Origin of the sequence: Burkholderia sp. KJ006, assembly GCF_000262695.1 — a bacterium.
GTDB lineage: Bacteria > Pseudomonadota > Gammaproteobacteria > Burkholderiales > Burkholderiaceae > Burkholderia > Burkholderia vietnamiensis.
Map to the genome: position 1 here is coordinate 174610 of NC_017920.1, position 14035 is coordinate 188644.

At 68.0% G+C, this 14035-nt stretch carries 11 protein-coding genes; 3 read left to right on the forward strand and 8 right to left on the reverse strand.

The window, feature by feature from the left end; all coding sequences use genetic code 11:
* Position 1: 1 nt before the first annotated feature.
* The 6 genes from rffA to MYA_RS00760 form a co-directional block, all read right to left on the reverse strand.
* On the reverse strand, positions 2 to 1159 hold the full coding sequence (gene rffA / locus MYA_RS00735; protein ID WP_014722212.1) for a dTDP-4-amino-4,6-dideoxygalactose transaminase: 1158 nt from the start codon (positions 1157 to 1159) through the stop codon (positions 2 to 4).
* Positions 1160 to 1217: 58 nt separating this feature from the next.
* Positions 1218 to 1865: a class I SAM-dependent methyltransferase gene (locus MYA_RS00740; protein WP_014722213.1), complete on the reverse strand. Its 648-nt coding sequence runs from the start codon at positions 1863 to 1865 to the stop codon at positions 1218 to 1220.
* 10 nt (positions 1866 to 1875) lie between these two features.
* Complete coding sequence (locus MYA_RS00745; RefSeq protein WP_014722214.1) at positions 1876 to 2598, reverse strand: WbqC family protein; 723 nt, start codon at positions 2596 to 2598, stop codon at positions 1876 to 1878.
* On the reverse strand, positions 2595 to 3980 hold the full coding sequence (locus MYA_RS00750) for an NAD(P)/FAD-dependent oxidoreductase (RefSeq protein ID WP_014722215.1): 1386 nt from the start codon (positions 3978 to 3980) through the stop codon (positions 2595 to 2597). Before MYA_RS00750 ends, MYA_RS00745 begins: the two co-directional genes overlap by 4 nt.
* On the reverse strand, positions 3977 to 4762 hold the full coding sequence (locus tag MYA_RS00755) for a class I SAM-dependent methyltransferase (protein ID WP_014722216.1): 786 nt from the start codon (positions 4760 to 4762) through the stop codon (positions 3977 to 3979). Before MYA_RS00755 ends, MYA_RS00750 begins: the two co-directional genes overlap by 4 nt.
* Before the next feature lie 144 nt (positions 4763 to 4906).
* Positions 4907 to 5170: a hypothetical protein gene (locus MYA_RS00760; RefSeq protein WP_041493726.1), complete on the reverse strand. Its 264-nt coding sequence runs from the start codon at positions 5168 to 5170 to the stop codon at positions 4907 to 4909.
* Here MYA_RS00760 and MYA_RS00765 point away from each other — a divergent pair.
* From MYA_RS00765 to MYA_RS00775, 3 genes are all read left to right on the forward strand, one after another.
* Positions 5169 to 6956 carry an O-linked N-acetylglucosamine transferase, SPINDLY family protein gene (locus MYA_RS00765; protein ID WP_041493727.1) on the forward strand — a complete coding sequence of 596 codons (1788 nt, stop codon included), beginning with the start codon at positions 5169 to 5171 and terminating at the stop codon, positions 6954 to 6956. The genes MYA_RS00760 and MYA_RS00765 overlap by 2 nt on opposite strands.
* Positions 6957 to 7242: 286 nt before the next feature.
* On the forward strand, positions 7243 to 9441 hold the full coding sequence (locus tag MYA_RS00770; protein WP_041493728.1) for a tetratricopeptide repeat protein: 2199 nt from the start codon (positions 7243 to 7245) through the stop codon (positions 9439 to 9441).
* Complete coding sequence (locus tag MYA_RS00775; RefSeq protein ID WP_014722221.1) at positions 9438 to 11924, forward strand: tetratricopeptide repeat protein; 2487 nt, start codon at positions 9438 to 9440, stop codon at positions 11922 to 11924. The genes MYA_RS00770 and MYA_RS00775 overlap by 4 nt, the downstream gene beginning before the upstream one ends.
* Before the next feature lie 233 nt (positions 11925 to 12157).
* On the opposite strand, the gene MYA_RS00780 is transcribed toward MYA_RS00775, so the two are convergent.
* Together MYA_RS00780 and fliD are read right to left on the reverse strand one after the other, a co-directional pair.
* Positions 12158 to 12454: a flagellar protein FliT gene (locus MYA_RS00780; protein ID WP_014722222.1), complete on the reverse strand. Its 297-nt coding sequence runs from the start codon at positions 12452 to 12454 to the stop codon at positions 12158 to 12160.
* 23 nt (positions 12455 to 12477) lie between these two features.
* Positions 12478 to 13896, reverse strand: coding sequence for a flagellar filament capping protein FliD (fliD, locus tag MYA_RS00785; protein ID WP_014722223.1), 1419 nt, complete (start codon positions 13894 to 13896; stop codon positions 12478 to 12480).
* Positions 13897 to 14035: the final 139 nt, after the last annotated feature.

Sequence of the window (14035 nt, forward strand, 5' to 3'; positions counted from 1 at the left end):
GTTATCGGGTGCGGTAGAAATCGAAGACCACGTCGAGAATGCGATCCTGTTCGGCTTCGGTCATGTCGTGGTACAGCGGCAGCCGGACGAGCCGGTCGGCGACGAGGTCCGTCACCGCCATGCCGGACCCGCAGCGCCCGTAGCGCTGGCCGGCCGGCGAACTGTGCAGCGGCACGTAGTGGAACACCGCGTTCACGCCCACCGTGCGGATCTGCTCCAGCAGCTCGGTGCGTTCGGCGAGGTCGCGTGCGAGGAAATAGAACATGTGGCCGTTGCCGCGCTCGGCGAGCGAAATCGCGGGCAGCTCGATCAGCCCGTCCGCATGCAGCGGCTGCAGCGCGTCCTGGTAGCGCTGCACGGTCGCGCGCCGCTGCGCGGTGATCACGTCCGCGTGCTCGAACTGTGCGTACAGGAACGCCGCGATCAGCTCGCCCGGCAGGAACGACGAGCCGACGTCGACCCATGTGTACTTGTCCACCTGCCCGCGGAAGAACTGACTGCGGTTGGTGCCCTTCTCGCGGATGATCTCCGCGCGCTCGACGAGGCGCGGGTCGTTGACCAGCAGCGCGCCGCCTTCGCCCGAGATCACATTCTTGGTTTCGTGGAAGCTGAGGCACGCGAGGTGGCCGAGGCTGCCGAGCGGCTTGCCGTTCCAGGTCGACTGCAGCGCCTGAGCGGCGTCCTCGATCACCCACAGGTCGTGGTCCGCCGCGAGCTGCCCGATCACGTCCATGTCGCATGCGACGCCCGCGTAGTGCACCGGCACGATCGCGCGCGTGCGCTTGGTGATCGCGGCGGCGATCTGCGTCTCGTCAAGGTTCAGCGTGTCGCGGCGGATGTCGACGAACACCGGCGTCGCGCCGCGCAGCACGAACGCATTGGCGGTCGACACGAACGTGTAGGACGGCATGATCACTTCGTCGCCGGGCTGCACGTCGGCGAGAATCGCGGCCATCTCGAGCGCGGCCGTGCACGAGTGCGTGAGCAGCGCGCGCTGGCAGCCGATGCGCGCTTCCAGCCAGCGGTGGCAGAGCTTCGTGAACGCCTGGTCGCCGGCGAGGCCGCCCTGCTCGACCGCTTTCGCGATGTAGTAGAGCTCCTTGCCGACCACGAACGGACGGCCGAACGGAATGCTGTCGAGATTGGGTGGGCCGAACATGGTCAGGCTCCGCGGTAAGGTGGGGACGTTCGGCCGCGCGGCTCGCGCGCGGCGCCGCTCAGATGTCCTTGCGGACGAGAATCGTGAATTCGTACAGGCCGTAGTCGTGCAGCAGCGCGACGTGGCGCGAATAGCGGCGCTTGCAGCGATCGAACAGCGCACACGGATCTGCGTAGTACAGGAGATCCGGGCGCATGAACGGCGGATCGGAATACGACGTCAGGCAGTTGAACGCGAAGCCCAAGCGGCTCGTCGCGTGCAGCGTGTCGAGCGTCGCGTGGATGTAGTCGAGCCACGCGTCGTCGCCGTGACCGCGCCTGACGTTGAAGATGCCGGATGCGATCCCGTAGTCCGACGCAGCCTGCGGCACCGCGCCGACATGAAACGCGACGTTCGCGTCGTCGCGGTAGCGCTGCCGCGCGGCGTCGACCATGTCGGACGAGATGTCGTAGCCCGCATACGCGAAGCCGTCCGGCAGCGCGCGCGCCTTCAGGAAATCGACCAGCGCGCCGTAGCCGCAACCGATGTCGTTCACCGAGTGGCCGCCGGACGCGGGCAGGATCTTCGTCAGTTGTTCGAAGCGCAGGAACTGGCCGGCTTCGCCGTTCCAGTCGACGCCGCGCGCGGTCGCGCCGTGCTCCGCCAGCCGCGCGCTGTAGTACGCGGCCACTTCTTCCAGCAGGCTCGCATGCGGGGATTCGCTCATGGACATCGCTTCAGTCTTTCGAGGTCAGCGCGTACCGGCGCGCTTCGGGACCGCAGTTGAACAGCACGTCTAGCACCGTCACGCCGTGGACGAAGTCGCCCCACTGCTGCGGATACTTGGGGTAGGTCGGATAGTCGAACCAGCGCACCGCGACGCCGGCATCGGCGAACAGGTTCTCGTCGAGGTAGCTGCGCGCGGCCGGGCCGGACAGGTACTCGGTCGCGCCCGCCTGCACGCACAGGTTCAGCAGCTTCTCGGTGCGGTCGCCGTGCAGCGCATAGTCCGACGTCGACGACACGCGCGTGCCGATCTCCAGTTGCCGGAGGACCCACGTCAGCATCGCGACATTCAGCTCGCTCAGCATCCCGTAGGTGCGACCGGTGTAGAGCGCTTCGAGCTCGTCCGCATAGCGCGCGAAGTGCGGCGCGCGCGCGTAGTTCTGCTGCAGGGCCTTCCAGTGCAGCGGCGCCCAGTCGGCGCCGTCGATCTCGGTTTCGCGGATCGATTGGTGATACTTGCCCTTCACCTTCACCGGCACGCTCAGCCATTGCACGCCCTGCGGCGTCTTGATCTGGTTGCGGTTGCGCCAGTCGCGGCGCGTGTACTGCGCGTCATCGTAGAGGATGAACTCGTCGCTGGCGGCGATCAGGTCGAAGTAGCCCTTCCACGGAATGTAGTTGGACTGGACGATCGCCACCCGCTTCGCGTCGCGGTTCATGGTCGCGCCGCTCATGCCGGAATGTGGCCGTACCGGTACATGTCGACGAGCTCGGGCGGAATGCCCCAGTCCGTTGCGCCCAGCTTGTCGTGCAGCGCCTCCAGGTCCGCGCGCATCGCGTTCTGAAGCTGTTCGACCATGCGGTTGCGCGCCGGCACGAAGTCGTGCTGGTACGCGGCATTGATCTGATGGCGTACCGTCTTCGCGATCGCGGCCTCGCGCGTCATGTTGCGGATCAGCGGGCGTTCGGGCGCGAGTTCCGCGTAGCGCGGATCGACCGGCTCGCCGCGCATCGCCGCGACGAGATCGCGGCACAGCACCGGCGACAGGTGGAAGCCGTCGCGCTTGGTGCCGCCGAGAATCCACAGTCCGCGCACGCTGGTTTCGCCGAACAGCGGATACAGGTCGGACGTCGTCGGTCGCCAGCCGACGTTGACGTTGACCAGGTTCGCGCGCGAGAAGCGGGTGTTGATCTGGTCCATCGCGGACTTGAGCAGCGTGTACGCGCTGCCGGCGTGGCCGTGCTCGTGCGGCACCGGACTGATGTAGTTGCTGGCGCCGACGAGGGTCCGGTCAGGCCCGTGCGGCGCCGAATACACACCGCACGCGAGGCCGCGGTTGGTCGTGCGCACGCAGTGCGTGTGCACGTTCTCCGCGCTCTGCAGTTCGACCGACATGCCGATGCCGTAGAACATCCGCTGCACCGGCAGCTCGGGCAGGCTCGCCTGCAGCACGCGCGTCACGTTGGCGCCGTTGCAGAGGATGAAGCGGTCCGCGCCGAGCACGCTGCCATCGGACATATGCGCCGCGGTGACGCGTCCGGCCGCGGTGTCGAGCCGCTCGACCTCGGCGTCGATGAAGCGCACGTTGCCGGCTTGCGCGACCGACGCGGTCAGCGCGTCGAGAAACTGTTTCGGATTGACCCAGCCTTCGCGCTTCAGGAAGACCGCCTTCAGCGCACGATAGCGCGGGTCCGGATGATAGTTCTGGATGCCTGACGGATCGACCGCCTCGCAGGGCTCCTCGAATTCGCGGCAGAACCGCTGCATGGCCGCGAAGTTCTCGTCGTCGAGCGCGTCGGTCGCCGCGTTGTTCAGCACGAAGGTGCCGAAGCCGTGCGCGACCGCGCGCTCCGGCGTGCAGATTTCGGCGAATACGGCGGGCCAGGCCGCCGTCGCGCCGCGGCTCAGCTCGAACTTGAAGCGGTCGATCGGCGTGCCGAGCGAATCGCCTTCCAGCTCGGTGAACGAATTGAGCATGGCCGCCGCAGCGCGCGTGGCCGAGCCTGGCCGATGCGCGTGGCCGACGATCACGAGCTCGACGCCCGGGTCGGCCTGCTGCCATGCGCGGGCCGTCATCAGGCCGAGAATGCCGTTGCCAAGGATTGCGATTTTCATTTGCGTGTGCCCCCACCTTCGGGGAATGACAGGTAGCAGAGCGACGGATATGCCGCCGCCTTGTGGATCTGGTGCGGACGGTTGCCGAGCAGGTCGCGCAGGTAATGGACGCCTTCCGCGGGCAGCTGGCCGCCGCGGGTGAGCTGCCAGAACGCGACGACGCCGCCGGGCACCAGCCGCTCCATCACCGCGTCGAACGCATGCCGGGTCGGCTCGATCACGTTCAGGTCGAACCATGCGAGCGCGACCATCTCGCCGGGATGCGCTTCGTCGAACGCCGCCAGCGTGTCGCGGCAGTCGCCTTCCCACACGTGGTGCTTGTCATGCACGTGCCCCATCGCGTTGCTGCGCTCGTGCAGGTTCAGCAGCTTGCGCAGCAGGTCGGCGTACTCGCCGGACAGCGAGTACGTGCCGTCGGAGAACAGCTTGCGGTCGCGCGTGTCGTGCTCGGCGAAGCCCGTGTAGCCCGTGAACGTATCGAATGCGTGGATGCGGCGCTGGAAGTTCAGCGGCTCGAGAATCGCGCGGAAGTTCTCGCACAGCACGGCGGTCTGCCCGCGCCACGTGCCGAGATCGAGGATCGCGCCGGGCAGCGGCACGATTTTTTGATAAATCTCAAAGGTCGCGAGAATGCGTGCGAGGAGCGAGCCGCGCACGAACAGGCCGAGCGACCGTTCCAGTTCCTCGCGCGTCGCGGGGTAGGTCTGCATCAGGTCGAACAATTCGCGGCGCGCCGCGAGCTGATCGCCATCTGCGTTGGTGATGATCGCTGATTCGTGCATACACAGGGCTCCAGGCACAAAGGGTGTGACCGGACGAGCACGCGTCGGCGCGGCGGCATCGGAATGCACAGCCGTCCGAGCGTCGCAGGTCGGACATCTTTCTGCGATCAAGTCTAGCGAGCGCCGCCGGGATCGAATGTCGGATTAGCGGGTGGTTTCACCCCGCATTTCGATGGATTCGCGGGTGTCCGGCGCGAATTCGGGGCGCCCGCCGGTGCGGCTTGCAGTCGCGGGAATAGCGACCAATTCCAGCACCTGCTCGCCAAATTGGAACGCGGCGTGCGCGAGGAGAATTCGGACACGTCGGAGACCGTCGGTGTGTGCGTCCGCGGGCGAAGGCGTGCGCCGACGCAGCGTCGCCGGCCGCGATTCGAATCCCGTATTGGCTACCAGGACGACATAGCTCATGATGCCCACCTCCCCCGCCGCCGCCACGATCGAACAGGCGCTGGCGCACCATCAGGCCGACCGGCTGGAAGAGGCCGAGACGCTGTACCGGCAGATCCTCGACACCGATCCCCGGCACGCGGACGCGCTTCACCTCCTCGGCCTGATCGGCCATCAGTACGGGCGTTATCGGCAGGCATCCGACCTGATCATGGCGGCGATCGAGATCAGGCCGGACGCGATGTACTACTACAACCTCGGCAACGTGATGCAGGCGGACAACCGTCACGCCGCCGCCGCCGAGTGCTTCCGCCTCGCAATCGAACTGCGGCCCGATTACGTCGACGCGTACAACAACCTCGGCAACGCGCTGCGGCTCGCAGGCAACGCGCGCGGCGCCGTCGATGCGTTTTGCCAGGCCCTCGCGTTGAAGCCCGACAACGGCCAGGCCTACAACAATCTTGCGAACGCGCTGTTCGACCTGAACGAGATTCCGGCCGCGCTCGAGGCATACCAGCATGCGGTCGCGCTGCGCCCCGACCTGCCGGAACCGCGCAGCAACCTGCTGTTCGCGAGCCACTACGGCGAAACGTTCGACCACGCCGCGTATCTTGCCGAGGCCGCGCGCTACGACGAGCTCGTCACGCGGCACGCGAAGCCGTGGACGGACTGGCTCGTCGACCTGTCGCCGCGGGTCGGTCGGCCGCTGAAGGTCGGCATCGTGTCGGGCGACCTGAAGTCGCACCCGGTCGGCTATTTCATCGAGAGCATGCTCAAGCATCTCGACCCGAACCGGATCGAGATGCATGCGTACCCGACGCGCGACGTCGAAGACGACCTGACCGCCCGCATCAAGCCGGCTTTCTCGACGTGGACCCGCATCGCCGGCCTGAGCGACGAAGCGGCGGCCGCACGGATCCGCGCGGACCACATCGACGTGCTGCTCGACGCGGCCGGTCACACGATCTACAACCGCCTGCCGCTGTTCGCGTGGAAGCCGGCGCCGCTGCAAGCCAGCTGGCCGGGTTATTTCGCGAGCACCGGCGTGCGCGCGATCGATTACGTGATCGGCGACCGCCACGTGCTGCCGCCTGCCGAGGCCGCGCATTTCACCGAGCGGCCGTGGCATCTGCCGGACAGCTACCTGTGCTTCACGCCGCCGGCCGAGCCGATCGATGTCGGCGCGCTGCCGATGCTCGCGAACGGCCATCCGACCTTCGGCTATTTCGGCAAGCTCGCGAAGATCACCGATCGCGTCGTCGCGGTCTGGTCGCGCGTGCTGCAATCGGTCGCGGGCGCGAAGCTGTTCGTTAAGGCGGAGCATCTCGATGATCCCCAAGAGCAGCAAGCGCTTGCCGCGCGCTTCGCGGCGCACGGCATCGACGCTCGGCGCCTGATCCTCGAAGGCCGCGCGCCGCGCGCCGAGTATCTGGCCGCATATCGACGCGTCGACCTGATGCTGAGCCCGTTCCCGTATCCGGGCGGCACGACGACCGCCGAGGCGCTGTGGATGGGCGTGCCCGTGCTGTGCCGCCGCGGTGACCGCTTCCTGTCGCACATCACCGAAAGCCTGCTGCATGCGGCAGGGCTGCCCGACTGGATCGCGGACGACGACGACGCGTATGTTGCGCAGGCCGTCGCGCGGGTCGGCAAGCCCGCCGAGCTGGCGGTGCTGCGCACGACGTTGCGTGCGCGCTTGCTCGCGTCGCCGCTGTGCGATGCGCCGCGCTTCGCGCGCCACTTCGAGGACGCGCTGCACGGCATGTGGGCGCAGCACGTCGAAGCCGCGCCGGTCGAGTCCGCGTGAAGTCGGTCACGGCGTGACGTGCGCCGACGATGCCGCGTCGGCGGCAAGCGGAACACGGCGGACGTCGCGCCGAGCAGCGCGCCGGCCGACCTGACGTTCACCCGACCTGGCGGCGCGCGGCATCGTCGCCGCGATAGGCCGCGATAGGTCGCGATAGGTCGCGATAGGTCGCGATAGGTCGCGATAGGTCGCGAAGGGATCGCGGCATCGCCCGTCACGATCGGACATCTGACGGTCGCCGATCGACTGCGTATGCGACTCATCCCTATTGAGCAGGACACACGAGATGGACGGAACAGGACAGGCATTGCAGACCGCGCTCGCGCACCATCAGTCCGGCCGTCTGGCCGAAGCGAAGACGCTGTACGACGCGATCCTCACCGCCCAGCCGGGCCAGCCGGATGCGCTGCATTTCCTGGGGCTGCTGGCGTGTCAGCTGAAGCAGTACGACGCGGGCCTCGCGCTGATGAAGCAGTCGCTGGTCGAGCGGCCGGACGCGTCGTACTTCAACAACCTGGGCAACATGCTGCGCGAAAGCGGCCGGCTCGACGACGCGATCGCGCACTACCGGCGCGCGGTGACGCTGCGGCCCGACTACCCTGAAGCACACAACAACCTCGGCAACGCGTTGCGCGACGCGGGCGATCCGACGGCGGCGATGGCGAGCTGCGCGCGCGCGATCGAGCTGCGCGCCCATTACGCGCAGGCCTACAACAATCTCGGCAACGCGCTGCAGGACCTGGGCGACCTCGATGGCGCCGCTACGCACTACGAACGCGCGATCGAGCTGGACGCGTCGATGGCGATGGCCCACGCGAACCTGAGCGCCGTGCGTCACAAGCAGTTGCGCTGCGCGGAAGCGCTCACCCATGCGCTGGACGCGATCCGCCTCGCGCCGAACCTGGGCGAGGCGCACAACCACGCGGGCAACGCGTATCACGGGCTGAACCGGCTCGACGACGCGCTGGCGTGCCATCGCACCGCCGTCACGCTGAATCCCGCCAACGCCGGCGCGTGCCACAACCTGTCCGTCGTGCTGCTGAAGCTGCAGCGGCTCGACGAAGCGCTCGTGTATTGCCGGCAGGCGCTGCAGGCCGGCGCGCCCGCCGTGCTGATGCACGTGAATCTCGGCGACATCCTGCGCGCGCAGGGCAACGTCGATGCCGCGGTCCACGCGTATCGCGACGCGCTGGCGCTGGTGCGCGACGACGCCGACGACGTGGCGGCGACGGTGCTGAGCCGCTTGCTGTTCAGCGCGGCGGCATCCGCTTGCGTGAGCCCTGACGATTACCTGGCCGATGCGCTACGCTACGGCCGCCATCTGGCGGCGCGTTCGACGCGCTATGCGCACGATCCGCGCGAGCGGGCCGCGCGCGCGCAGGGGCGGCCGCTGCGCGTCGGCTTCGTGTCCGGCGATCTGCGCCTGCATCCGGTCGGCATCTTCCTGGAGAGCGTGCTCGCCCACCTCGACCGCACGCGCATCGACCTGCGCGTGTACGTGACCACGGACGAGGAAGACGCGATCACCGCGAAACTGAAGCCGCACGCGAGCGGCTGGCGCTCGATCGCCGCGCTGCCGCCGGAGGCCGCCGCGCGAATGATTCATGACGACGGGATCGACGTCCTCGTCGACCTCGCGGGCCATACGCAGTCGAGCGGGCTGGCCGCATTCGGCTGGAAACCCTCGCCGGTGCAGGCGAGCTGGCTCGGCTTTTTCGCGACGACCGGCTGCGACGCGATCGACTACTTCATCGGCGACCGCTACACGCTGCCGGACGCCGACGCGCATCACTTCGTCGAAGCGCCGTGGCGGCTGCCGGACAGCTTCCTGTGCTTCACGCCGCCGGCCGACGAGGTCGAGGTCGGTCCGCTGCCGATGGCGGCGCACGGCCATCCGACCTTCGGCTGCTTCGGCCAGCTCGTGAAGATCGGCGACGACGTCGTGCACGCGTGGTCGCGCATCCTGCACGCGGTGCCGGACGCGCGGCTGCTGCTCAAGGCGCACGAGCTCGGCCGCGAGGGCGTGCGCGACGCGACCGTCGCGCGCTTCGCGCGGCATGGCATCGGCGCCGACCGGCTGATCCTCGAGGCCGGTTCGCCGCGCACGGAATACCTGAACGCATATAACCGCATCGACGTCGCGCTGAGCCCGTTCCCGTACCCGGGCGGCACGACCACCGCCGAAGCAATGTGGATGGGCGTGCCGGTGCTCGGCATGAAGGGCAGCCGGTTCGTCACGCACATCTGCGAAAGCCTGCTGCACGCGGCGGGCATGGGCGACTGGATCGCGGACGGCGAGGACGCCTACGTCGCGAAGGCGATCGCGGCGGTGCGCGACCGCGAGCGGCTCGCGACGCTGCGCGCCGGGCTGCGCGCGCAACTGCTCGCATCGCCGCTGTGCGACGCGCGCCGGTTCGCGACGCATCTCGAAGCGGCGTTCCTCGCCATGTGGCAACGCTATACGAACTCGGAACAGGAAGCATGAACGATATCCACGACACGCTGCAATCCGCGCTGGCGCATCACCAGTCGGGGCGTCTCGCGGAAGCGAAGACGCTGTACGACGCGATCCTCACCGCCCAGCCGGGCCAGCCGGATGCGCTGCATTTCCTCGGGCTGCTGGCGTGTCAGCTGAAGCAGTACGACGCGGGCCTCGCGCTGATGAAGCAATCGCTGGTCGAGCGGCCGGACGCGTCGTACTTCAACAACCTGGGCAACATGCTGCGCGAAAGCGGCCGGCTCGACGACGCGATCGCGCACTACCGTCGCGCGGTCGCGCTGCGTCCGGATTATGCGGAAGCGCACAACAACCTCGGCAACGCGCTGCGCGACGCGCGCGATCCGACGGCGGCGATGGCGAGCTGCGCGCGCGCGATCGAGCTGCGCCCCGACTACGCGCAGGCCTACAACAATCTGGGCAACGCGCTGCAGGATCTGGGCGAGCACGAGGCGGCGGCGGCGAGCTACGCCAAGGCGGTCGCGCACCAGCCGCAATACGCCGACGCGTACAGCAACCTCGGCAACGCACTGCGCGCGCAGGAGAAATTCGACGAGGCTGCGGATGCCTATCGCCGCGCCATCGCGCTGCAACCGGGTTTGCGCGTTGCTCATCAAGGGCTGAGCGAGACGCTGCGCGCGGCAGGCGATCTGCGGGGTGCGGTCGACCATGCGCGCGAAGGGCTCGATCCGGGCGACGCGGACGCGCACTGCGTACTGGCAAGACTGCTGCAGCGCATGAGCGAATTCGACAAGGCGGTCGCGCTGCTCGAACGGGCGATCGAGATCGATCCCGCGCGTGCGCGGGCATGGGCCTGGCTCGGCGACCTGCGCAACCAGCAGGGCGAATACGGGCAGGCAGTGCAGGCGTGCCGGCACGCGATCGAGCTCGATCCCGAACTGGCCGATGCGTACAACTTCCTCGGCTTCGCGTATCACAACCTCAACGCGCTGGCCGCCGCGGAGTTGAGCTACCGACACGCGATCGACCTGAACCCCGACGATGCCGACGCGCATCACAACCTCGCCGCCGTGCTGTTGCGGCTCGAGAAGCTGGACGAAGCGATGGAGCACATCGAGATCGCTCGGGAGCTCGGCATCGATCCCCTCAAGACGCAGATGACGCTCGGCGACATCCGCTGGGCGAGAGGCGATTTCACCGGCGCGCTGGACGCGTACCGCTCGGCGATCCGATACGACCTGCATCGCGCGTACTCGCGGATGCTGTTCAACATGTCGAGTTCGCCGGCGTTCGAGCCGCAGGAGTGGGTCGTCGAAGCGGTCCGCTACGGCGAACATCTCGAGCGCGATGCGGATCCGTTCGAGCACGATCGCGCGAAGCGCGTCGCGCAGGCGCATGCACGGCCGCTGCGCGTCGGCTTCGTGTCGGGCGACCTGCGCCAGCATCCGGTCGGGATTTTCCTGGAGAGCGTGCTCGGGCGGATCGACCGGTCGCGTATCGAGCCGCATGCCTATGTGACCTTCGTCGGCGAGGACGGCGTGACCGCGCGGCTCAAGCCGAACTTCGCGAGCTGGAAGAAGGTGGTCGGCCTGGGCCGCGAAGAGGCCGCGCAACTGATTCGCGACGACGGGATGGACATCCTGATCGATATGGCCGGTCACACCGATTGGAGCGGCCTGCCGATCTTCGCGCACAAGCCCGCGCCGGTGCAGGCGAGCTGGCTCGGTTTCTTCGCGACGACCGGCTGCCGCGCGATCGACTATTTCATCGGCGATGCGCACACGCTGCCCGCCGACGAGGAGCATCACTTCACCGAGCGCCCGTGGCGGCTGCCGGACAGCTACCTGTGCTTCACGCCGCCTGCGTACGACGTCGCGGTCGGCCCGCTGCCGATGGCGACCAATGGCGGCGTCACGTTCGGCTGCTTCGGCAAGCTGGTCAAGATCAGCGACGGGGTCGTCGCGCTGTGGTCGCGGATCCTGCACGCGCTGCCGGGCGCGCGCCTGCTGCTGAAGGCGTATGAACTCGGTGCCGACGACGTGAACCGGGCGACGCTCGAGCGCTTCGCGCGGCATGGCATCGGCGCGGACCGGCTGATTCTCGAGGGCGGGTCGCCGCGCGCGGAATACTTCGCCGCGTACAACCGCATCGACATCGCGTTGAGCCCGTTCCCGTATCCGGGCGGCACGACGACCGCCGAAGCGCTGTGGATGGGCGTGCCGGTGCTCGGCATGAAGGGCGGCCGGTTCGTCACGCACATCTGCGAGAGCCTGTTGCACGCGGCGGGCATGGGCGAATGGATCGCCGACGACGAGGCGGCGTACCTCGCGAAGGCAGTCGCGTTCGCGAGCGACCGCGACCGGCTGGCGACGCTGCGCGCCACGCTGCGCGAGCGCGTGCTGGCGTCGCCGCTGTGCGACGCATCGCGCTTTGCGCACAACCTGGAGGACGCGCTGCACGGCATGTGGGCCAGCTACGCGGCTGGCGAGACGGCGCCCGCGGACGCGTGACGCGCGAGCGGGGCGGGCCGCGGCTGGGCGCGATGTTTGAACCAACGTTCGAGCCAATGCTGTGCGCGCCGGCCGAGTGAGCGCAGCGGGATGACCGGCGCGATCCCGCTCGCGCCCCGCGTGCCGGCGAAAAAAAAGCCGCATTGAAGCGGCTCGACGTTACGGCGACTACGGTCCGCTCGACTGGCGGCGTCTTCTAGTTCGACATCAGTACAGACCAGACGGCCTGCCGGTTACAGCATGCCCGTCTTCTGGTACAAGCTCGCGGCCTTGATGCGTTCCTGCGACTGCGCAAATTCCGCAGTCAGACGGTGATGGTCCGCCTGCGCGTGCGCCGTGATCGACGCGTCGATGGCCATGATTTGCCGCACCCGGTCCAGCGCATCCTGCGTCTGCTCGCCGGACAGGCTCATCAGCAGCGGCGAGCGTTCGCCGACGAGGGCCGCGACGCGCACCCAGTCGCGTGCGTCGGCCGCCGACTGCATGGCGCGGGTCAGGTCGAAGGCGCGGGACAGGGTGTCGGTCGTCATGGTCAGGTCCGGTTCGTAGTGGCTTACTTGTTGGTGGCCAACGCGCCGGCGCTACTCTGGCCGCCGAACAATTGAGTCAGATACCGCGTGTTGTTCGCCATCTGCGCCATCAGCGAGTTCAGCGCGGTGAACTGCGCGGTGTATTGCGTGGTCAGCTGGTTCGAGTAGGTCTGCAGTTGCGTGGCCTGACTCTGCACGTTCGTCAGATCGGCGTTGATCGCGCTGGTGCGCTGGTCGATCAGGCCGGACGTCTGCGTGTACGAGTTGATCTGCGAGTTGAGCGCCTGCGCCACGCCGTTCGTCTGGTTGAAGATCGCCGCCACCGTCGAGCTGTTCGACTTGAGTGCGGTGGTCAGTGCGGCGGTGTCGACCGTCATCGTGCCGGTCGACGTCACGTTGATGCCGATGCTGCCGAGCGCATACGTCGTGCCGCCGGTCGTGACGCCGCTGCTGAGCGTCGTCGCGAGCGCGTTCGTGATCGTGTTCAGCATCGCATCGCCGAGCAGCGGGCCGGCGCTCTTCGCCGTCGAGTCGTAGGACGACAGCGATTTCGCCGTGGTCACGAAGCTGGTGTACGCGTTCGCGAAATTGGTGATCGCATTCGTCGCCGCGGCCGTGTCCTGCGACAGCGTGATGGTTTGCGTCGTGCCGACCGCGGCTTGCGACAGCGCCAGCGAGACGCCCGTCAGCGCGCCCGTGACGGTGTTCGATGCGCTCGATACCGGCGTGCCGTCGATCGTCAGCTTCGCATCGGCCGCCGGGGTGACCGTCGTGTAGCCCGACGTCAGTTTCGAGTTGACGCCCGTGCCCGTGATCGAGATCGTGTTGGCCGCGCCGGTGGCGTTCGACTGCATCACGAGATGCTGTCCGTCCGAACCGGTGATGACCGATGCGGTAACGCCGGCATTGCCGGATGCGGAATTGATCGACGACGCGATGTCGGACAGCGATGCGCCGGCCGCCACGTTGACGTTGAACGCGGCATTGCTGCCGAAGGTGATGCTCAGCGAGCCTGCCGAGATCGTGTCCGCGGACGTCACGCCGGCCGACGACAGCTTGTTGGCGGTCGCGAGTTGCGTGACGTTGACCGAATACGAACCGGCCACCGCGCTGCTGCTGCTCGTCACCGTCGTCGCGATACCGGTGCCGCTCGCCGTCGCCGCCAGGCCGCTGAGCGTGCTGCCGTCCGAGAGGCCGGTAAGCGCGCTCTGCAGCGCCGACAGCGCACTCTTCAACTGGCCGATCGCGGACAGTTGCGTATTGTCGTTCGTCTGCCGGGTCTGCAGCGTCTGCAATTGCCCGGCCGTCTTCGCGTTCACCAGCGTCGTCACGAGCGTATTGACGTCGAGCGACGAATTGGTCGCGCCGCTGATGATCGACTGTCCGGCCTGCGACAGGAGGGTGCTGATGTCGGTGCTGCTGACGGGGGTGGTGGTGGCCATGCCGTTACTCCGGTCGTCCGCGCAATCAACGAGCGCGATGCGGCGGTGGCGCCGCGGTTCAATGCAAAGAGGGAGGCGTGCCTCCCTTGAGAATTCCGGTCAGGGCGGCGGCGTCGCATCGAGTGCCGATGGCGACGCC